At 39.6% G+C, this 22,418-nt stretch carries 19 protein-coding genes; 9 read left to right on the top strand and 10 right to left on the bottom strand.

All coding sequences use genetic code 11. From position 1 onward, the window contains the following. Positions 1-90: 90 nt before the first annotated feature. The gene (ansB, locus tag PR808_RS04155) at positions 91-1,134 is read left to right on the top strand and encodes an L-asparaginase 2 (protein ID WP_206088380.1); all 1,044 of its coding nucleotides are present in this window, start codon (positions 91-93) and stop codon (positions 1,132-1,134) included. 96 nt (positions 1,135-1,230) lie between these two features. Here ansB and PR808_RS04150 read toward each other — a convergent pair whose 3' ends face one another. Continuing rightward, a complete protein-coding gene (locus tag PR808_RS04150) occupies positions 1,231-2,025 on the bottom strand; it encodes an SDR family NAD(P)-dependent oxidoreductase (RefSeq protein ID WP_206085463.1) in 795 nt (264 codons plus the stop codon). A gap of 587 nt (positions 2,026-2,612) precedes the next feature. Between PR808_RS04150 and chiP the strand changes: the two genes are divergently transcribed. Further along, entirely contained in the window at positions 2,613-4,010 is a 1,398-nt protein-coding gene (gene chiP / locus PR808_RS04145) for a chitoporin ChiP (protein WP_206085464.1), read from the top strand. 206 nt (positions 4,011-4,216) lie between these two features. On the opposite strand, the gene PR808_RS04140 is transcribed toward chiP, so the two are convergent. From PR808_RS04140 to ybfF, 8 genes are all read right to left on the bottom strand, one after another. Then, complete coding sequence (locus tag PR808_RS04140) at positions 4,217-4,750, bottom strand: bactofilin family protein (protein WP_272538764.1); 534 nt, start codon at positions 4,748-4,750, stop codon at positions 4,217-4,219. Between the two features lie 675 nt (positions 4,751-5,425). Beyond that, positions 5,426-5,875, bottom strand: coding sequence for a ferric iron uptake transcriptional regulator (gene fur, locus PR808_RS04135; RefSeq protein WP_004256285.1), 450 nt, complete (start codon positions 5,873-5,875; stop codon positions 5,426-5,428). Between the two features lie 266 nt (positions 5,876-6,141). Further along, positions 6,142-6,669, bottom strand: coding sequence for a flavodoxin FldA (gene fldA / locus PR808_RS04130; RefSeq protein ID WP_206085466.1), 528 nt, complete (start codon positions 6,667-6,669; stop codon positions 6,142-6,144). 154 nt (positions 6,670-6,823) lie between these two features. Continuing rightward, positions 6,824-7,117 (bottom strand): LexA regulated protein, encoded by a 294-nt coding sequence (gene ybfE / locus PR808_RS04125; protein ID WP_206085467.1) that lies wholly within the window; start codon positions 7,115-7,117, stop codon positions 6,824-6,826. A gap of 169 nt (positions 7,118-7,286) precedes the next feature. Continuing rightward, complete coding sequence (locus tag PR808_RS04120; RefSeq protein WP_272538763.1) at positions 7,287-9,386, bottom strand: type I secretion system permease/ATPase; 2,100 nt, start codon at positions 9,384-9,386, stop codon at positions 7,287-7,289. Between the two features lie 3 nt (positions 9,387-9,389). Continuing rightward, positions 9,390-10,718: an HlyD family type I secretion periplasmic adaptor subunit gene (locus PR808_RS04115; protein WP_206086634.1), complete on the bottom strand. Its 1,329-nt coding sequence runs from the start codon at positions 10,716-10,718 to the stop codon at positions 9,390-9,392. A 14-nt stretch (positions 10,719-10,732) separates the two neighbouring features. Continuing rightward, positions 10,733-12,820 carry a peptidase domain-containing ABC transporter gene (locus tag PR808_RS04110; protein ID WP_272538762.1) on the bottom strand — a complete coding sequence of 696 codons (2,088 nt, stop codon included), beginning with the start codon at positions 12,818-12,820 and terminating at the stop codon, positions 10,733-10,735. A 214-nt stretch (positions 12,821-13,034) separates the two neighbouring features. Continuing rightward, the gene (gene ybfF, locus PR808_RS04105) at positions 13,035-13,811 is read right to left on the bottom strand and encodes an esterase (RefSeq protein WP_272538761.1); all 777 of its coding nucleotides are present in this window, start codon (positions 13,809-13,811) and stop codon (positions 13,035-13,037) included. A 321-nt stretch (positions 13,812-14,132) separates the two neighbouring features. On the opposite strand from ybfF, the gene seqA reads away from it, so the two are divergent. From seqA to ihfB, 7 genes are all read left to right on the top strand, one after another. Continuing rightward, positions 14,133-14,678, top strand: a complete 546-nt coding sequence (seqA, locus tag PR808_RS04100; protein WP_206086637.1) for a replication initiation negative regulator SeqA — start codon at positions 14,133-14,135, stop codon at positions 14,676-14,678. Between the two features lie 55 nt (positions 14,679-14,733). Next, entirely contained in the window at positions 14,734-16,368 is a 1,635-nt protein-coding gene (pgm, locus tag PR808_RS04095; RefSeq protein ID WP_206086638.1) for a phosphoglucomutase (alpha-D-glucose-1,6-bisphosphate-dependent), read from the top strand. Between the two features lie 268 nt (positions 16,369-16,636). Beyond that, a complete protein-coding gene (gene serC, locus PR808_RS04090) occupies positions 16,637-17,728 on the top strand; it encodes a 3-phosphoserine/phosphohydroxythreonine transaminase (protein WP_206086639.1) in 1,092 nt (363 codons plus the stop codon). A 120-nt stretch (positions 17,729-17,848) separates the two neighbouring features. Further along, the gene (aroA, locus tag PR808_RS04085; protein WP_206086640.1) at positions 17,849-19,123 is read left to right on the top strand and encodes a 3-phosphoshikimate 1-carboxyvinyltransferase; all 1,275 of its coding nucleotides are present in this window, start codon (positions 17,849-17,851) and stop codon (positions 19,121-19,123) included. A 191-nt stretch (positions 19,124-19,314) separates the two neighbouring features. Then, positions 19,315-19,998 carry a (d)CMP kinase gene (cmk, locus tag PR808_RS04080; protein ID WP_047756742.1) on the top strand — a complete coding sequence of 228 codons (684 nt, stop codon included), beginning with the start codon at positions 19,315-19,317 and terminating at the stop codon, positions 19,996-19,998. Between the two features lie 174 nt (positions 19,999-20,172). Then, complete coding sequence (gene rpsA, locus PR808_RS04075) at positions 20,173-21,846, top strand: 30S ribosomal protein S1 (protein ID WP_004909559.1); 1,674 nt, start codon at positions 20,173-20,175, stop codon at positions 21,844-21,846. 56 nt (positions 21,847-21,902) lie between these two features. Continuing rightward, a complete protein-coding gene (gene ihfB / locus PR808_RS04070; protein WP_006813582.1) occupies positions 21,903-22,190 on the top strand; it encodes an integration host factor subunit beta in 288 nt (95 codons plus the stop codon). Positions 22,191-22,210: 20 nt separating this feature from the next. Here ihfB and PR808_RS04065 read toward each other — a convergent pair. Beyond that, positions 22,211-22,418 (bottom strand): hypothetical protein (locus tag PR808_RS04065; protein ID WP_272538760.1); only part of this gene is annotated, 208 nt, incomplete at its 5' end.

Raw genomic sequence — 22,418 nt, 5'->3', positions numbered from 1 at the left:
CTGCAACTCGAATTATTTGGGGTATAGATCACAATAAATTTAGCATAAAACCACATAATAACTGAAGTTTATTAATAAAAGGAAAATAGGATGAAAAACAGAAATAAAGCGCTGCTCGCAACACTGGTTTCACTGTTTACCGTATCTGCCGTCGCTTTACCGAATATTACGGTATTAGCAACGGGGGGAACCATTGCTGGGGGTGGGGATTCAGCAACTTCTTCTAGTTATCAAGCGGGTAAAGTGGGGATTGATGCGTTAATTAATGCAGTTCCAGAAACCAAGAAAATTGCTAATTTAAGCGGCGAACAATTGGTGAATATCGGTTCGCAAGATATGAATGACCAAGTTTGGTTGACGTTGGCGAAAAAAATCAACCAAGACTGCGATAAAACCGATGGCTTTGTGATCACTCACGGAACGGACACACTAGAAGAAACGGCCTTTTTTCTTGATTTAACAACCTATTGTAAGAAACCAATTGTGTTGGTCGGTGCAATGCGCCCATCAACAGCACTGGGAGCTGATGGGCCGCTAAATTTGTATAACGCGGTGGTGCTTGCAACGGATAAGTCAGCTGGTGACCGTGGCGTGCTAATGGCAATGAATGACAAGGTGGTTCAAGGCCGAAATGTGATGAAGATGAGCACCACAGAAGTCCAGGCATTTGATGCGGTTAACGCAGGTGCCGAAGGGTTTATCCACGATGGCAAAGTGACGTATTTCCAAGCGCCTCAGCCACGGGAAAATAACGCTGCGTTTGATGTGAGTAAACTCGATAAATTACCTGCAGTTGGTATTGTTTATAACTATGCGAATGCTTCCGCAGCACCTGTTAAAGCTCTAAGAGAAGAAGGGGCCGAAGGTATTGTTAGTGCAGGGGTTGGTAACGGCAACATGTACAAAACGGTATTTGATGCACTAGCAAAAGCGGCAAAAGAGGATGTGGTTGTAGTACGTGCTAGCCGTGTTCCAACAGGCTATACCACACGTAATGCAGAGGTCGATGATAATCTATATGGCTTCGTGGCATCTGAAAGGTTAAATCCACAAAAAGCACGCGTATTATTGCAGCTAGCGTTGACTGAAACTAAAGACCCACAAAAAATTCAAATGTTATTTGAAAAATATTAAGTGTGAAAGTTAAGGTAGCGGGGTGCAGGTTTTTGCCCCCCGTTAATTGTCTTGCTACTCGATAATCAATACATTAGGTAATAAGCTTACCGATGATTAAATAATATCGTCAATGACTCCGCCATCAACGCGTAATGCCGCTCCAGAGGTTGCAGAGGCTTGTTTCGAACATGTATAAACCACCATATTTGCCACTTCTTCCACAGACGCTACACGTCGAATAACTGAACTTGGTCTGTGCGCAACGACAAATTCGTTAGCGAGTGCTTCGATTGACTTACCTGTTCTCGCTGCTTCGTCTTCCATCAAATTGGCAAAACCATCAGAAAGGGTCGGGCCAGGGAGAACACTATTGACTGTCACACCAGTACCAGCAACATATTTAGCAAGTCCTCGTGAAAGGGAGAGCATTGCTGTTTTTGTGACACCATAGTGGATCATATCCGCAGGAATATTGCGTGCAGATTCAGATGAAATAAAGACAACTCGCCCCCAGCCTTTTTCAACCATTGCAGGCAATAGGGCTCGAGATAAACGTACTGCAGACATCACATTGGTTTGCCAGTAATTATCCCAAGTGGCATCGTCGGTTGTGTAAAAGTCCTCAGCACCATAAATGCCAGCATTGTTGACTAAAATATCGATCTCTTTGATTTCACTGAGTAGCAGGTTGAGCCCCTCAGGGTGGCTCACATCAGCGACGGCTGGGGATACTTTAGCGCTAGGAAGCTCTTTTTGTAGACGGGATACCGCATCATCAACACTTTTCTTATTACGACCGTTAATCAATACTTCTGCACCGCTACTTGCAAGCCCTTTTGCTATCGCAAAGCCGATACCCGCGGTTGATGCACTAATTAAGGCGCGTTTTCCTGTTAAATCAATATTCATTTTTGTACGCTTCTTGTTGAAATGGAAATTTCATAGTAGCAGATGAAAACAGGGGAATTATTCTCAATAATGCTATCGTATTATTGAGAATATTAATGCAGAAAAATCGAAAAATGATAAAGAATAATTACTATCAATTTATTCAAATGATTAAGTTAAAACAATAAAACGAATTTAAAAGACCTTATTTCATTTACCTTTCTCACAAAATTAAGTCAATGTGGTGATAGAACGCAAGCAATAGTACTTAATTTGGCGTGTTTGCATCATATCAAGGCAATTTATCCACGTGTTCTTAAGTTTAACCCTCTCTCTAATATCTATTTATTTATTATATTTATCAAACTGTTATATATTTTTAAATCATGAGTCATCATCTGTGATGGTGACTATTAATAAAAATTAATGTGCCGTTGATCATATTTTGGCAACAAAGCCAGTATCAGTGTTGATAATTCGCGTCGCAAAAAATAGGCTAATTACATCACAAGCAACATAAGTTGTTGTGAATATTTGGATTTAAATGGAAAGTTAAATCGTATTTCGGCCGAATAATAAAACATAAAAAATATTAGAGGAATACAAGAATGGTTAATAAACATGTCAATACTGGCAGGAAGTTGCTCGTCTTAAAAATCGCAATCGCGATGTTACCTATCGCGTATCAACCTATCACTCACGCTGAACAGTTTTTCGAAGATTCAAAACTCACTGGTGGGCTTTATTACTGGCAAAGGGATCGTTCCCGTAAGGATTTAGACCCAAATAGCGATAAATATAAAAAATATGCAGATAATCTGAAGCACTCTACATTTAATGCTAGCCTAGACTTTTCATCGGGCTATTTTCAAGATGTTATTGGTTTGGATTTAGCGGGTTTTACTGCCATCGAGTTATCTAACAGTGGGCCTGCTGCCCCCAATGAAATCGGTTTTAGTGACGCTAAATCACGCTGGGATGAAAAATGGACAGGCGATCGCAGTGGGGTGACATTTTATAAAGCTGCTGCAAAATTAAAATATGGCCCTTTCTGGGGGAGAGGGGGATATATTCAGCCAACGGGTCAGACCTTATTAGCTTCGCACTGGAGTTATATGCCTGGGACTTATCGTGGTTTAGAAGTTGGTGGTGTGTTTGATTTTGAACAAAACGGTGAGTTGAGCATGTCTTATATGTGGGCAGACCGTTATAAAGCACCATGGTACCGTTCAATGTATGATTTCCGTGAAGCGGATGGTAAAACAGGGATCAGTTATTTGCACTCAATTGGGTTTAAATATGATTTTAAAAACAATTTAGTGTTAGAAGGGGCTTATGGCCAGGCAAAAGATTATATGGATCAGTATTTTGCTAAAGTTTCATATGCCGTGCCTGTGGCTGAACGCGATTTACGTCTCTCATATCAATTCTATGGTTCAAAAGACAAGGTTTCTGATGGCGGTGTTAATGATGTTTATGATGGATTAGCATGGTTGCAAGCGATGACATTAGGGTATACCTATGAGGAGTTTGATTTTAAAGTTGAAGGAACCTATGTTAAAGCAGAAGGTAATCAAGGCTACTTTTTGCAACGTATGACTCCTGGTTGGGCGACATCGAATGGACGTATGGATATTTGGTGGGATGGTCGTTCAGACTGGAACGCCAACAATGAAAAAGCGTTATATGCTGGTGTGATGTATGATCTTAAAAACTGGGATCTTGCGGGTTGGAAAGTGGGGACATCCTATATTTATGGTTGGGACGCAAAACCAAGTACTAACTCCCAATATGCCCAAGATGTGCGTTTAAAAGAAAGTGCGTGGAATTTTGATATATTATATACCGTTCAAACAGGCCGAGCAAAAGACACTCTCTTTAAGTTACACTTCACCAAATATGATAATCATACCGATATCCCTAGTTATGGTGGTGGTTATGGAAATATCTTCCAAGATGAAAAAGATATTAAATTTATGGTAATGATGCCATTTACGGTTTTTTAATGAGTTAAGTAAATAGCGGTTACCATTGTAATATCTATAATGGTAACCAACTAAAAATACACATAGCATATATATGCAATATCAAACTATTAAATAGAATAAGAAAATATACTTATATTTAAAGTTTGAAATTTAAAAATAAGGTGGGGATAGATCCACCTTATTTTTAATATGTAGTCATTATCCTAGTACAGAAAAACAAATGATTATAACGAAGCAATTCCTGTATCATCTTCATTATTAGTGATAGGCGTATTATGTTTTATTTTATCTTTTAATTTTGTGACTTTATCCATATGAGAAACACTATTTTTGACTTTAGCTTGTCCTGAAAGGATGCCGCCTTTTTTAATCGATAAACTGCTGTAGTGAATTGTTCCATGGACTTCGCCATTATTTTCGATACTAATGGACTCAGAGACGCACTCACCCTCAACTTGGCCATTAATAATCAATTCTTTACAAGTAATATTACCCGTCACTTGGCCGTTGAGCATAACTTTTACAGTATTATCTTTCCCTGTAATATTGCCAACCACCTTGCCGTAAATATGCACTTGCTCGTTAGATGTTATGTTGCCTTCAAACATAACATCCCTTGAGATAATTGTATTCGATTTTTCTTCACTAAGCGTTGGGGTTGATATCGTAACTTGTTCTTCTATCTTAGAAATAATATCAGGTTCACGAATTGTAGTTGTTTCTTCTAGAGCTTGTTTGTTTTGTCTTTTGGTGAACATTTTACTTACCTTTTTTTGATTGAAGTATAAGATCAAGAACAGAATTGATAATACAAATGAAAATAAGGTGATGGCAGTATGACGAAAAAACCATCCTATTAAAGTAAGAAACCAGAAGAAAAAACTAGTGTTAATAAAAAGATATGTTTTTTTCATCAGTTAATCTCTTACGAAGTACGAGAGTAATCCAAATAAGTCTAGCTAAAAATATATGAATTACATCATATAATTGTAATTTAACTTTTTTATTACACTAATCTTGCTTATTAAATTAAAAGCAAGCCAAAATTTTGGTCGTAATATGTTGAACTTATTTTAGACATTAATTAGATAAATCATATGACAGTGATATAAAAAACAGATGCAATGTATGTTTTAAATGACGTTATGCATCACTATGATACCATTGTAAATATTTTAAAATAGAGAGATGAATTTATCCGACAAACAATATAAAGGATTTGAAGTGAATTGCAACTTATTATAGAACACTTCAATATTTCACCTTAATGACATATTTTAGTGATAAATATAAAGTGAATAAGATAAATTATGGGTATTCTAACTGGAAAAGGTTAATTTATCGGTGAATTGATGCAATAAAAAAGCCTGATAACGATAGCATCAGGCTTTTGAAGAATGGGTCACCATTAAGTTACGATGGCGATTAATTTATTACTCTTTTGCTTCGTGTGCGTCAGCGTTATCGCGGCAATCACCATCAGCACAGTGGCCATATAAGTATAAGCTGTGGTTAGACAGTTTAATACCATGGCGAGCAGCGATATTTTTTTGGCGGGTTTCAATCGACTCGTCAGTAAACTCAATCACTTTACCACAATCTAAACAAATTAGGTGGTCATGGTGATGTTGCTGAGTTAATTCGAATACAGATTTTCCACCCTCGAAATTATGGCGTGTAACGATACCTGCATCATCAAATTGGTTCAATACACGGTATACAGTCGCTAGCCCGATCTCTTCGCCCATGTCGATCAGCTTTTTATAGAGATCTTCCGCACTGACGTGGTGGCACTCAGGCTCCTGAAGTACTTCCAAAATCTTAAGTCTTGGAAGAGTGACTTTGAGTCCAGCATTTTTCAATGCTTTATTGTTGTCTGTCATGCGGGTTTGTCCTGTATCTTAAATCATAAATTTAACAATAATGAGACATTTTTAACATAAAACCAGTTGTCTTCTAAACTGATTTACAATTATAGGCATGGAAAATAAAAATAGAAACCATGCATTGTCTCATTATTTTGATAATCTCTTATAAGTCTATCCAATAAGGATATTTAATCGATTATTTTAGACTGAATGATGCTCTGAGGTGGTACATTTTGAGCGGAAAATGATTCAATCTATCAGCAACACATATTTTTAATCGACTAGCCGAGAATTTCAGCTAATGACATTTCTTCAGAGATTTGTTTGACCCATGCATCCACTCGTTCATCTGTTAATTCAGGTTGGCGATCTTCGTCAATCGCTAAGCCGATAAAGTGGTTGTCATCCGCCATACCTTTAGAAACTTCGAAGTGGTAACCTTCAGTAGGCCAGTGCCCAACAATCACCGCACCTCGTGGCTCGATGATATCGCGAATGGTGCCCATCGCATCACAAAAATATTCTGCGTAGTCTTCTTGATCTCCACAACCAAAGAGCGCGACAAGCTTACCGTCAAAATCAATTTCTTCTAATGTTGGGAAAAAGTCATCCCAATCACATTGTGCTTCGCCGTAATACCAAGTTGGAATACCAAGAAGTAGAATGTCAAAAGCCTCAATGTCTTCTTTGCTGCACTTAGCAATATCATGAACTTCTGCTACATCTTTGCCTAATCTTTCTTGGATCATTTTGGCAATATTTTCTGTGTTACCTGTATCACTTCCGAAGAAAATACCGATGACTGCCATAAACTGATTAACCTCTTGTTTTTCTAAGAGAGAAAGAAGGAATTTCTCAACTTCTAGAACTCATTTAGAACGAAAATAAATAGAATTTTATGCCTTATTCTGGCGAAAAAACTTTTATAAGTCTGTCAAATTTGTGTGATTTACTAAGAGAGCGTTACTTGAGTATTGTCTCATCAACGTGCTGAAGTTGTGACATCAAGATTTCTTCTATTAATTCACTGCGGCTTATATTTTTTTCTTCAGCTAACTGATTGAGCACAGTAACAGCTTCTTCATTTAGTTTAAGTTCAACTCGACGCAACCCCTTCACTTTATCGCGTTTTAGTTGGTTGCGTTTGTTTATCCTTAGTTGTTCATCCCGTGATAGCGGGCTTGTCTTAGGTCGCCCAGGCCTTCGTTCCTCAGCGAACAAATCCAGAGTTGTACGATCAGTTTGTTCTTTTGCCATGTCTATAATTGCTAAAAGGGTGTGCCAATAATTCAGCGCGCCATGATACCCTAGCTCATCACGCAGTGCTATAGCTTGGAAGTAAGCGAGTGAGCCTGATAGGTTAAAAAAAGTACGCTTTTAGGAAAAAAGCACCACTTGCTATCTAAGTGATGCTTTTTTAGGCATTTTATTGTGTTTGCTGTTGCCATAAACGCGCATAAAGCCCATTCGATGCAAGGAGGTTTTTATGCGTATCCATTTCAATAACTTTCCCTTGTTGAATAACACAAATTTTATCAGCATGCATAATTGTGTTTAGCCGATGTGCGATGCTAATAACTGTTCTGCCTTGGGCAATTAAATGCATATTTGCCATAATTGCAGCTTCTGACTCATAATCGAGAGCCGAAGTGGCTTCATCAAGAATTAAAATATCTGGTTCAGTCAGCAAAGCGCGGGCCAAGGCAATTCGTTGGCGCTGCCCCCCAGAAAGGTTCAACCCTTTTTCTGCTAAGGCTGAATTGAAGTTATCTGGTAAAGACATAATGAAATCATAGGCACCCGCGAGTTTTGCCGCTTGGATCACTTTTTCATCTGATGCTTGGGGGGCACTTAAGCGAATGTTATCAGCAATACTTCCAACAAATAGTGTACTTTCTTGTAAAACCACACTCATTTTTCGGCGCAGTGATACTGTATCTGCGACAGCTAAATCCATTCCATCTACAATAACTTGACCATGTTGTGGTACATAAAGCCGCTGTAAGAGCTTAGTTAACGTACTTTTCCCTGAGCCTGAAGGGCCAGTAATACCAATAAACTCGCCTGCTTTAACCGACAACGAGAGATTATTGAGAACCTCAGGCGTATCGGCCTGATAACGAAATCGAATATTTTGAAACTCGATTTGCCCCTGAATAGCGGAAGAACTTGAAATACCTTTTCGTTCATTTTCTACTGGTTTATCAAGAATATCACCGACACGACGAAGGGAGACTATAGTATGTTGAAAATCCTGCCAAACTTGTGCAAATCGAAGAACAGGCTGAGTCACATGTGCACTTAGCATATTAAATGCCACTAATTCACCAGGGGTTATTCCTCCGTTTAAAACTTCTTTAACACCGACCCACAATAGGATTGCGGTGGTGATTTTACTCACTAGGGTCATCAATTGTGTTGCAATTTCACTGCGCATAGAGACTTTGAAGTTTTGCTGTAATTGCTTACTGAATATTTTTTCCCAACGGTTATTAAAATATTTCTCTGTCGCAGTGGTTTTAATAGTTTCAATCCCCGTAATACTTTCGGTGAGAAATGTCAGCCCATTTTCATCTGCTTGGTAGGATTTTTCAGTTTGCTGGCGGATCATGGGGCCTAAAGCCATCCATAAAATAAAAAATACCCCCATTGAACCCAGTAAAATCCAAGACATCACACTGCTATAGGAAAATAAGACGGCGATAAATAAGATCACAAAGATAAAATCAATAAACAGCATTAACGTAGAGCCAGTTAAAAACTGCCTGATATGTGCGAGTTCACGGATCCGCGCAATAATTTTCCCCGTTGGACGTAGTTTAAAATAATTGAGCGGCAGTGCCATTAAATGGCGATAAATTTTCCCAGATAGTTCAGCGCTAATCTGGCTACTGGTATGGCTGAAAATTTTATTGCGAATAAAGCCGTACAGAGGTTCAGCAATGGCAATCGCAAAGATAGCTAACGCAATGATATGCAGATTAGAGAGGCTTCGCCCCACTAAAACCTTATCAATCAAGTTTTGAAATAATAAAGGACTCACTAATGCAAAGAGTTGAATTACTGCAGAAAGAATAAAAATATTCCGTAATTTCGCCGTCTGCCGCATGATAGAGGGAATGAACCAGCTAAAGCCGAATGCTTTTTTTTGTTCAGGTTCCAATTGCTCTTTGAATAACAAAATGTCGAGTTCAGTATGCTGCTCAACCCCTGCGTCTAAAATTGCGTGCTGCTGATTACCTACAGGGTCAATTAGGATAAGCTCTTTTTCTCGATGTAACACTTGCCAAGTTCCCTTTATATAAGCAAGTGCGGGGAGGGGAATATGTTCGAGTTTTGAATACGGCAAAGCAACCAGTTCTGTTTCATACCCTAACATATGGGCACATTCCCGCATTTCCCAATCTGTTGGGGAGGTGTTTTGCATTCCAATCGCATGCCTAAGTTGGTCAGCAGAGACATTTTTATGGTAATAATTTGCCATCCAAACTAAAGCATCTAAGCCATGGTTATTGATTTGTTCCATTGATTATTTTTCTCTCATCGCGTTAGAGGTATATTCATTAATAGGGCTAAGTAGGTAATCAATAATTCGGCGTTTATTCGTTTTTATTTCAGCTACGATGGAAAGCCCAGGCGTGAGTTCGATGTTTTCACCATCAACGAATAGTTCTTTTTTGTTAAGCCCTATTTGGCCGAGAAAAACTAACCCAAGGTTTTCGTCTTGGGTGCTATCGCGTGAAACAGAGATAATTTCACCTTCAATGGTGCCATAACGGGTGTAAGGGAAGGCGTCAATTTTGACATCGGCTTTCAAACCTTCGTGAATAAAGCCAATATCTTTATTTAAGATTTTTATTTCGGCGAGTTGGACATGGCTATTTGGCACGATCACCATGAGTTGTTGAGCGGGTTGAAGTACGGCGCCAAGGGTATAAGTGGCAAGTTGTTGAACGGTACCATCAACAGGCGCTCGAATAACTTCTAATTGGTTCCTTTCTTGGTTTTTCAATAACTCTTGTTGGAGTGAAACTTGTTTAAACACCGCTTGTTTGTATTTATCATCCCATTCTTGTTTTTTTTGCGCCTTGATTCTGTCTTGTCTTTCGACTAATGCATGGTGCTGAGCGAGTAGTGTAGACAGCTCAGATTGCTTAGTGATTTTTTCTTTTTTTGCAATTAAGAGCTCCCGCTCTTGTTCTAAAAACTCTTTTTGGCTAATCAACTGTTTTTGAGTCAATGAATGGTGTGCATCAAGGCGTTTTTTAATATTACTTATCAATGCATTAATTGAATTCAACTCATTTCTTCTAGCTTGTTGATTAACAACATTAAGCTGCATTTCATTGCTAATTTCATTAATGAGTGACTCAAATTCAGCTTGTTGAGTTTGATAACTTGCCAACGCACTTTTTTGCTCGGTGCCTGTTAATTGATTAAACGGCGGTAATTTAGCAATGGGTTGTTGGGACAACAAAGCTTGATGAATTAAAGCCTCTGCCACGTGAAAACTATGTTGATAGTTTAGGCTCAGAATATCTTGATCAACACCGAGTACATTAACGGTTAATAATGGATCGCCTTGTTTGACACTCTGACCATCCTCGACATGAATATGCTGTAGGCGACTTAATTCAAATGCTTGAATTAATTGTGTACGGCCAGAAACAATCAATTTTCCCTGTGCGGTGGCTTGAATATCTAACTTGCCAAAATATGACCAAGCTACGGCAATAAAAATACCAAAGCTAATGCTTATCGCGACATACATGGCTAAATATGAAGGTGGTGTTTTTAAAATAGCCAAGTGCGAAGGTAAAAAACTGTTATAACGGTTTCGTTCTAATCGATGTTTCATGTTGCGTCCATGCCTTATTTTAGAGACTGTTGTAGTGTCCATAGGTGCTTATAAAAATTACCTTGCTCGATAAGCTGCTGGTGGCTACCTTGCTCAATAATTTTTCCATCTTGCATCACAATGATCCGCTGGTGGTGGCGGATGGTTGATAAACGGTGAGCGATGGTAATCACGGTTCTCCCCTTGGCTATTACATGCATATTTTCTTGAATAACCGCTTGGGACTCATCATCTAAAGCACTAGTTGCTTCATCAAAAATAATGACTTTAGGGTTTGCCAGTAAGGTGCGAGCAATTGCGATACGCTGTCTTTGCCCTCCAGAAAGCGAAGTTCCACCTTCTGCGAGCACCGTGTCATAGCCCATTGGTAATTTAAGAATAAAATCATGAGCGCCAGCCATTTTGGCGGCATAAATTACCTCATCCATTGACGCGTTAGGGGCTGTCTGAGCAATGTTATGAAAAACTGATTGGCTAAATAGATAATTTTCTTGTAATACAATGCCGATTTGTTGTCTGAGTGAATTTAAATTGATAGTGGATAAAGGCATATTATCAACATATACGGCGCCGCTTTCCGGTGTATAAAGCCGCAATAGTAGGCGAGCAAGGGTACTTTTCCCTGAGCCTGATGTACCGACAATCCCGATGGTTTCCCCTGCTTTAATATTTAAATTAAAGTTTTTAAGGATATAAGGCATGTTGGGTTGGTAACGAAATGAGATATCTTTAAGAACAATATTTCCTTTGATGGATGGGGTGTTTTCTTTATTATTTTGTTCGATAGGTAAGTTTATGATTTGTGATAACTTTTCTATGGCAACATTGGTACGGATATAGTCTCCCCATAATTTAACCAGTTTGACCAGCGGCTGATTGGCGTGACTCACCATCATATGAAAAGCGATAAACTGACCGATTGTCATTTGCAAGGCTAATACTTCAGAAGCGCCAACCCATAACACAATGGCACTCGTGACCTTCTCAATGACCATGACTAAATGTTCAGAACGAGAACTAATTTGGCCAGAAACAAAGTTAGTTTGGCTCATATCAGAGGTTTGGTGATCCCAACGGCGGATAAAATTAGGTTCAACTGATAAGCTTTTTGCTGTTTCAATACCATTAATGCTTTCTGTTAGGAAAGAGGTATTAATGGCAATATTGGTAAATTGTTGCTGGGCAGCGGATTCAATTTTAGGGGTTAACCACCAAGCTAATACCAGATAAAGAGGGATAGAACATAAAAATATTAATGTGAGTGTTGTAGAGATTAAGTTCATCACATAAATAAAGACAAATAAAAATAAGACATCTACGCACAATGTGAAAAAACTACTGGTTAAAAATTCTCGTATTGTTTCTAATTCTTTGACTCGAGTAACAATAGCACCGATTTGTCGATTTTTGAAAAAGGGAATCGGGAGCCGTAATAAATGATTGACAAGTTTAAGACCAAGGGTCATATCAATACGATTTACAGTATGATGGTAAATATATTCACGCAGCCCCTTTAATATTACCTCGATAAATGCCGCAACGATTAAACCAAAAATTAAAACATCTAAAGTCATTAAGCTATTATGAATTAAAACTTTATCCATAATAACTTGCATTACAATAGGTGAGACTAACGCTAAAATTTGGAGAATAAATGAGAAAAATAAAACCCAAAGAATGATAGCTTTATATTTCATAAACTCAACTTGAAACCATGTTATATCAAATTGGCCTTGTTTCAGACTGACATGCAGCCAGTCTCCACTCCAATGTTGTTGTAGTTGTGTGATATCACAGATTTCAGGTGGGGAGTTACCAAACTTCTGAATAAGAACTTGTTCATTATTTTTATTAGCTAATAAAAATGCTTCACCCTGTTTATCATATAAAATAACAGGGCAAGTGAGCTTGGAAATATTTTTTGATTTTTGATGTTTTTTTTTGCAGTTAATATAATGATTTTTTTTGATTAGTTTAACTTTTTCACTGTAGCTGATGGTTTTATGTATTAATTCCTCAAGTTTATTGGTGTTGGTTTGCCCTGATAATTTGGCAATGATATTAATAAAGTATAGAGTTGATTGTTCATGAATACTTTTCATTATTTGAATTGATCATTCCTTTGAATATATAAAACAAAGCTAAACTATGGCCATATTTTGTATTTAATTTAATAAGATAATACAGGCTTTAATATTACCTGTGTATTGAAGTTTGTCTTATTCTTTTATTCAAAGTTAAATTATTATGGTGAATGACTAAGATAAAGATATTGAAATATAGTGCTACTTTTCAATATCTTTATAAAGAAAGGAATTAATGAGGAATAGATAAAAAACGGTGGATAGCTCTTAATACATGGTCGGGTTTTTCTGCGTGCACCCAATGCCCTGTATCTGCAACAACCCATGCCTTTGCGTTTGGGAATTGCTTTGCAATCTCATCTTTATACTCTGCCTGTACATAAGGTGAATTACCGCCGGGGATCAATAAGACTGGTTTATCCCATGTTGGCACGGTTTCCCACCCAATAATTTTTTCATAATTCGCTTTAAGTGCAGGAATATTAAACTTCCATTCCCCTTGTTTAAAGGATTTAAGTAAAAACTGGATAACACCTTCCTCGTTTATTTCGTCTCGCATAATAGCAGCGGCATCTTGGCGATTTTTTGCTTGCTCAGTGGTCACTGCATCTAGTGCTGCAAAAATTTTATCGTGACGGCGCACTTTGTATGCAACTGGAGCAATATCAATGGCGACAATTTTTTCAATAAAATCAGGGGCAATTTCAGTTGCTGCCATAGCAATTTTACCACCCATAGAGTGACCGATTAAAATCGCACTTTCATAACCTAATGATTTGATAAGAGTAATAACATCTTGTGCCATTTGTTGGTAAGACATCTGCTCAGCACGAAAAGAATCGCCATGGTTGCGAACATCAATTTGAACAGTATCGAAATAGTGTTGAAGGTCGCGACCAAGTACACCCAAATTATTGAGGTCGCCAAACAATCCATGAATAAGAACGACAGGGCTATTGCTCAGTGGATTTTCGGGTTTATGAATAGTATGGTTGAGTAACAGAGTCATATTTTTCTTATCAAAAATTAGGGAAGTGAGACACTTATCATGTCATGGCTATAAAGAAAATCCAAATATTCGAATAAGCATCTTAAATATTAAGGTCATTGGCTAGGTCAATAGAATAGCAGGCGTAAGAAGTTAAATTCAGAAAATTGAATATGACTACGGATTAAAAAGACCTAAAGCGATAGAACGATAACACACTGAAATATCATCAAACTTAGCAGAATGTTTACTTTAAGTTATTGAAATTTTAATTGTTTTGTTTTTTTTAAAACTGTCTTATAATCACACCGCAAATTTTAGTTAAATAAGTACTGGGAAAAAATGAAAACGATAGAAGTTGATGAAGAGCTTTACCGCTATATTGCGAGCCATACACAGCATATCGGTGAAAGTGCATCGGATATCTTGCGCCGTATGTTAAATTTCAAATCCGGGCAGCCAGTACCAGTTAAAGAGATTAGTCAGGCACAACCGGTGGTTAAGGTCGAACCCGCAGCGAGTACACCTGTGGTGGCACAAAATCCAGTTAGAGTCGTTCGAGAATTATTATTGTCTGATGCTTATGCTGAAAAAAGCAAAGCTATCGACCGCTTTATGTTGATTTTATCAACACTGTACAGTTTAGATGCAAAACGTTTTGCCAGCGCAACTGAGCTCATGCATGGTCGTACTCGTGTTTATTTTGCGGGTGATGAGCAAACATTGCTTGCTGCAGGTAAACAATCTAAACCTCGTCATATCCCAGGTACGCCTTACTGGGTGATAACGAATACAAACACGAATCGCAAACGCAGTATGGTTGATGCCATCATGCAGGAAATGCAATTTCCAGCCAATGTGATTGAAAAAGTGAGTAATACAATTTAATAACTGAATTTCACTGATGTTGATAACCAAGCATCAGTGCTTTGGGAGAAAACAAGTGACAATACATGAACGTGCAGGGCAGCTTCCGTTTCAAAGTGACTTGATCAATGTCGCTCAATTAACCGCTCAATATTATACGCAGCAGCCTCAGCCAGGAAATGCTTCACACGCTGTTAAATTTGGTACTTCTGGCCATCGCGGTAGTTCGTTACGCAAGAATTTCAATGAAAATCACATATTAGCAATTGCGCAGGCTATTGCAGATTTACGTAAACAACAAGGTGTTACGGGGCCTTGTTATGTTGGTAAAGATACACATGCATTGTCTGAAGCGGCGTTCATTACAGTGGTTGAGGTATTAGCAGCGAATCAAGTTCATGTGATTGTTCAGGAGAATAACGGCTTTACGCCAACACCTGCGGTCTCTCATGCAATTTTAAGTTATAACCAGTCTCATACTGATATAGCGGATGGCATTGTCATCACGCCATCTCACAATCCACCAGAAGATGGTGGGATCAAATACAATCCAGCTAATGGTGGCCCAGCTGATACTGATTTAACATCAGTCATTGAAAAACATGCCAATCAATTATTGGTAGATAACCTCGTTGGTGTTAAACGTTTAAATTTTGATGTTGCAATGGCAAGTGAATACGTTACAGCACAAGATTTGATCATGCCTTATGTGGTTGCGCTTGGTGAAGTTGTTGATATGGCGGCAATTGCGAAATCAGGGCTGAAAATAGGTGTTGACCCATTAGGCGGCTCAGGCATTGAATATTGGAAAAAAATTGCAGAATATTATCAACTAGATATCGAGATTGTTAATGACCAATTAGATCAAACCTTTCGTTTTATGCCTCTTGACCATGATGGTGTTATCCGTATGGATTGCTCATCTAGTTGGGCAATGGCGGGCTTATTAGGGATGAAAGAGAAGTTTGATTTAGCATTTGCTAATGATCCCGATTATGACAGACACGGCATTGTGACACCAGATGGTCTAATGAACCCTAATCATTATCTTGCCGTTGCGATTGACTATTTATTTCAACATCGCCCGCAATGGGGGAAAGAGGTCGCTGTTGGCAAAACACTGGTTTCCAGTGCGATGATTGACCGCGTTGTTAACGACATTGGTCGTGAACTGGTTGAAGTGCCTGTCGGGTTTAAATGGTTTGTTGATGGCTTATTTAGTGGGAAACTGGGTTTCGGTGGTGAAGAAAGCGCGGGTGCATCATTCCTTAAATTCGATGGTACGCCTTGGTCAACAGATAAAGACGGTATTATCCTGTGCTTGTTAGCAGCTGAAATCACAGCGGTTACAGGCGAAAACCCGCAGCAGCGTTATAATAAATTGGCCAAGAAATTCGGAGCCCCAATTTATAATCGCATTCAGGCCAAAGCCACACACGAAGAAAAAGCTAAGCTGAGTAAATTATCTCCAGAAATGGTTGCAGCTGATATGTTAGCAGGGGATAAAATTACCCAGCGCTTAACGACGGCTCCAGGTAATGGCGCATCCATTGGTGGGTTAAAAATTATGACGGATTATGGCTGGTTTGCCGCAAGGCCTTCAGGAACAGAAGAAGCTTACAAAATTTATTGTGAAAGTTTCCGTGGTGAAGAGCACCTTCGCCTCATTGAAAAGGAAGCAATCGAAATTGTGAGTAAAGTGATCAGTTAATCAATCCCTTCGTTTGAATATCCCGCATTGTTACTTTCGGTAGCAGTTCGGGATATTATCTGTTTTTTATCGTTAATCTCTTCATAAAATTAGGGTTGTTGAGAGTGTGACGAGATTAACAAAATTCTTTTCTTTATTCTGCCCCAAATTCCCCTATAACTTTTCATTATCGCGCGACAATAACCGTTGCAGCTAAAGGCTCACAATGGTACAACTTTAAGCATCTGTGTGAATTTTGCTAACGATAATTGAAGATAGGGTGAGGTCAATGAGTCAGGTTTATAATTTCAGTGCAGGTCCAGCAATGCTACCTGTCGAAGTGATGCGTCGTGCTGAACAAGAATTTTGTAATTGGAAAGGCTTAGGTGTTTCGGTAATGGAAGTCAGCCATCGTGGAAAAGACTTTATTGAAGTGGCGTCCGAAGCAGAACAAAACTTACGTGACTTATTAAATATTCCAGATAACTATAAAGTACTATTCTGTCATGGTGGAGCCCGCGCTCATTTTGCTACTTTGCCAATGAATTTATTAGGGGGCAAAACAACTGCAGATTATATTGTTAGTGGTTATTGGTCAGAATCAGCAGCGAAAGAAGCTGAAAAATACTGCAAGCCGAACGTCATCAACATTACAGAAGAAAAAGATGGCGTTGCAAGCTTAAAACCTATGAGCGAGTGGCCTTTAAGTGATGATGCGGCCTATGTACATTATTGTCCTAATGAAACGATTGGTGGCTTAGCAATCCATGAAGAACCTGATTTCCCCGAAGATAAAATTATCGTTGCGGATTACTCATCTTCCATCCTTTCTAAACCTATCGACGTTAGTCGATATGGCGTGATTTACGCAGGCGCTCAAAAAAATATTGGGCCTGCGGGGCTAACTATTGTCATTATTCGTGAAGATTTATTAGGTAAAGCATCACCGCAAACGCCGTCAGTATTTGATTACACAGTATTAGCAAAGCACGATTCGATGTTTAATACCCCACCAACATTTGCGTGGTATTTAGCGGGTATGGTTTTCAAATGGCTGAAAGCGCAAGGCGGTTTGCAAGAAATGGCAAAACGCAATTATGAAAAATCACAGTTACTCTATAATGCGATTGATGATAGCCAGTTTTATATCAACCGCGTTGCGGTAGAAAACCGTTCTTGGATGAACATACCATTCCAAATGCAAAACCCTGCGTTAGATGCCAAATTTATCGAAGAGGCAAAAGACCAAGGGCTACTTTCACTAAAAGGCCATAAAGTGGCTGGTGGTATGCGTGCGTCTATCTATAATGCGATGCCATTAGATGGTGTGCAGGCATTGGTTGATTTTATGGCTGATTTCGAACGCCATCACGCTCAATAATGAGATTTACCGACTGAAATAGGATGTTCAGTCGGTTATTTGTGCCCTCACGATTCGATTAAAAAGAAAATAGGGTCAAATTTTATTTACTTGCCAACTTCACTGGAGAAACTGCTTTTTATGCAATCCCTGACATTACAACCTATCTCTTCAATTAACGGCACCATCAACTTGCCAGGGTCAAAAAGTGTCTCAAATCGTGCACTGTTATTAGCTGCCATGGCCAAAGGAACGACCACACTCACTAACTTATTAGACAGTGATGATATTCGCCATATGCTGAATGCATTAAGCTTGCTAGGTGTGAATTATCAACTTTCTGAAGATAAAACACGTTGTCGAGTGGAAGGTTTGGGGGGGAATTTATCTCACCCTGATGTGCTAGAAATATTTTTAGGAAATGCGGGAACAGCAATGCGCCCACTAACCGCTGCTTTGTCATTGAGCCACAATGACATTGTGCTCACAGGCGAACCTCGTATGAAAGAGCGCCCAATTGGTCACTTAGTGGATTCGCTAAGAGAAGGTGGTGCTGTCATTGAATATTTAGAGCAAGAAAATTACCCCCCAATTCGCCTGAAAGGTGGTTTTGTCGGTGGGAAAATTTCGGTTGATGGCTCAGTATCAAGCCAGTTTTTAACTGCGTTATTAATGGCAGCCCCTCGATCTGAGCAAGACACGACCATTTCAATTATTGGAGAATTAGTCTCTAAGCCGTATATTGATATAACATTAGCGTTGATGAAAACCTTTGGTGTTGAAGTCGAAAATAATCAATACCAGAACTTTATCATTAAAGGCCAGCAGCAATATCAATCACCAGGTGAATATTTGGTCGAAGGTGATGCATCTTCTGCTTCTTATTTCTTAGCGGCAGCGGCGATTAAAGGCGGCACTGTACGCGTCACAGGTATTGGCCGTAACAGTTTGCAAGGTGACACTAAATTTGCAAACGTGCTTGAAAAAATGGGTGCAACCATTCGCTGGGGGGATGATTTTGTTGAATGTGAACGTGGAACATTAACAGGGATTGACATGGACATGAATGCTATCCCTGATGCCGCAATGACAATTGGTACTGTTGCATTATTTGCCGAAGGTGAAACGGTTATTCGCAATATTTATAATTGGCGTGTAAAAGAAACTGACCGGTTATATGCGATGGCAACTGAGCTACGTAAAGTGGGTGCAGAAGTAGAAGAAGGGCACGATTATATTCGAGTGATACCGCCGAAAAAATTACAGCATGCTGAAATTGAAACGTATAATGACCATCGTATTGCGATGTGCTTTTCTTTAGTTGCACTCTCAGATACAGCAGTAACTATCTTAGATCCAGGTTGTACAGCAAAAACTTTCCCCGACTATTTTGAACAGTTAGCTCGATTAAGTTAATCACCCGATGAAAAGGGTTGATAGCAAAGTATAAATATCAACCTTTTTCATTCCGCATAGAAATCAACTTTCTCTTATTTTATTGCAATCATCAGAACCTGCTTATTTCACAAAATTGATGAATTGGTATAATACCTTCACTGAATTCAATTGTAGGTAGCCAAGGCTATTTGCAGGAAAGGAGATTTTTTATGGTGGCAATCGCCCCTGTAATCACGGTTGATGGACCTAGCGGAGCAGGTAAAGGCACCCTTTGCCAAGCATTGGCAAATGATTTTGGATGGCAACTTTTAGACTCAGGTGCAATTTACCGTGTACTGGCATTGGCTGCACTGCATCATCATGTTGATATCCAATCAGAAGATGCATTAGTGCCTTTGGCTGCAAATTTAGATGTTCGTTTTGTTCCTGAAGAAAATGTATTAAAAGTGATCTTAGAAGGGGAAGACGTTTCCAATCAGATCAGAACAGAAACTGTTGGTAATACAGCCTCACAAACCGCGACATTTCCTCGTGTTAGAGAAGCATTATTAAGACGTCAGCGCGCATTTCGCACGATGCCAGGTTTAATTGCAGATGGTCGTGACATGGGAACTGTTGTGTTTCCTGACGCACCAGTGAAAATTTTCCTTGACGCCTCAGCGGAAGAACGCGCACATCGGCGCATGAAGCAGTTGCAAGAAAAGGGCTTTGATGTTAATTTTGAACGTCTTTTAAGCGAAATAGAGGAGCGTGATTTTCGTGATCGTAACCGTTCCGTTGCGCCTCTTGTTGCCGCGAAAGACGCATTAGTGCTGGATTCCACAAGTATGTCTATTGAGGAAGTTATTGAAAAAGCACGCACCTACGCAAAAAAAATTCTACAATTATCGTGATAATAGGCTTTATTTTAGCTTATAATTAGATAATATACGCACTTACCGCTATGTTGGTTATTTTATTAGCATAGCATTAACCTTACGACATGGAACGTTGTCGGGTATGTGAAACAACCCCATTTGGCGGGAAGCTAAGTGGACGTTAATTAAAAACTCTTGAAGATCATTAATATGACTGAATCTTTTGCTCAACTCTTTGAAGAATCCCTGCAGAATATTGAAACTCGTCCTGGTTCTATCGTCCGTGGTACTGTTGTTGCCATCGACAAAGACGTAGTCCTGGTTGACGCAGGTCTTAAATCAGAATCTGCTATCCCAGTAGAACAGTTCAAAAATGCTCAGGGTGAGCTAGAAATCCAAGTTGGCGACGAAATCGATGTGGCTCTGGATGCAGTAGAAGATGGTTTCGGTGAAACTATCCTGTCTCGTGAGAAAGCGAAACGTCATGAAGCATGGCTGATGCTGGAAAAAGCTTACGAAGAAGCTGAAACTGTAACTGGTGTTATCAACGGTAAAGTTAAAGGTGGTTTCACTGTTGAACTGAACGGCATTCGTGCGTTCTTACCAGGTTCACTGGTAGATGTACGCCCAGTTCGTGATACTACTCACTTGGAAGGCAAAGAGCTTGAGTTCAAAGTAATCAAGCTGGATCAGAAACGCAACAACGTTGTTGTTTCTCGTCGTGCTGTAATTGAATCTGAAAGCAGCGCTGAGCGCGATCAACTGCTGGAAAACCTGCAAGAAGGCATGGAAGTTAAAGGTATCGTTAAGAACCTTACTGACTATGGTGCATTCGTTGATCTGGGTGGTGTTGACGGCCTGCTGCATATCACTGACATGGCTTGGAAACGTGTTAAACACCCAAGCGAAATCGTCAACGTTGGTGATGAAATCAATGTTAAAGTTCTGAAATTCGACCGTGAGCGCACTCGTGTTTCTCTGGGTCTGAAACAACTGGGCGAAGATCCTTGGGTCGCAATCGCTAAACGTTACCCAGAAGGTACTAAACTGACTGGTCGCGTTACTAACCTAACTGACTACGGTTGCTTCGTTGAAATCGAAGAAGGCGTTGAAGGTCTGGTTCACGTTTCAGAAATGGATTGGACTAATAAAAACATCCACCCATCTAAAGTTGTTAACGTTGGTGATGTTGTTGAAGTTATGGTTCTGGATATCGATGAAGAACGTCGTCGTATCTCACTGGGCCTGAAACAATGCAAATCTAACCCATGGCAGCAATTTGCAGAAACTCACAACAAAGGCGACCGCGTTGAAGGTAAAATCAAGTCTATTACTGACTTCGGTATCTTCATCGGACTGGACGGCGGCATCGATGGCCTGGTTCACCTGTCTGACATCTCCTGGAACGTTGCAGGCGAAGAAGCAGTTCGTGAATACAAAAAAGGTGACGAAATCGCAGCTGTTGTTCTGCAAGTCGACGCAGAGCGTGAGCGTATTTCTTTAGGTGTTAAACAGTTAGCTGAAGATCCATTCAATAACTACTTAGCAGCAACTAAGAAAGGCGCAATCGTAACTGGTAAAGTTATCGCGGTTGATGCTAAAGGTGCAACTGTTGAGCTGACTCTGGGCGTTGAAGGTTACCTGCGTGCATCAGAAGCTTCACGTGACCGTGTTGAAGATGCAACTCTGGTTCTGAACGTTGGTGATGATGTTGAAGCTAAATACACTGGTGTTGATCGTAAAAACCGTGTAATCAACCTGTCTGTTCGCGCTAAAGACGAAGCTGATGAGAAAGACGCTGTTGCAGCTGTGAACAAGCAAGAAGATACAGCATTCGGCAACAACGCTATGGCTGAAGCTTTCAAAGCAGCTAAAGGCGAATAATTAAGTGGGGGCAACGGTAATGTTGCCCCTTTGTAGCGGTAGTTTAGGGAGGTACTATGACCAAGTCTGAGTTAATTGAAAGACTGGCTAGCCAGCAATCTCATCTTTCAGCAAAAACCGTTGAGGAAGCTGTAAAGGAAATTCTTGAGCATATGGCTGATACGTTAGCTAGCGGTGAGCGTATTGAAGTCCGTGGTTTCGGCAGTTTTTCTCTTCACTACCGTGCACCACGAGTTGGCCGTAACCCAAAAACAGGTGACAAAGTGGAACTGGAAGGTAAATATGTTCCCCACTTCAAGCCAGGTAAAGAGTTGCGTGATCGTGTAAATATTTACGGTCAATAATAGACTGTAAATCTTAATTATTACATCAAACAGCGCTTGTGTTTAACATGGCGCTGTTTTTTTATATCCTGACCAACACCAACACCAACACCAACACCAACACCAACACCAACACCAACACCAACACCAACACCAACACCAACACCAACACCAACACCAACACCAACACCAACACCAACACCAACACCAACACCAACACCAACACCAACACCAACACCAACACCAACA

It is taken from the genome of Providencia sp. PROV197 (genome assembly GCF_028479625.1).
GTDB classification, from domain to species: Bacteria; Pseudomonadota; Gammaproteobacteria; order Enterobacterales; family Enterobacteriaceae; genus Providencia; species Providencia vermicola.
The sequence above is the reverse complement of the archived record's forward strand: the minus strand, read 5'-3'. Positions and strand labels throughout refer to the sequence as shown.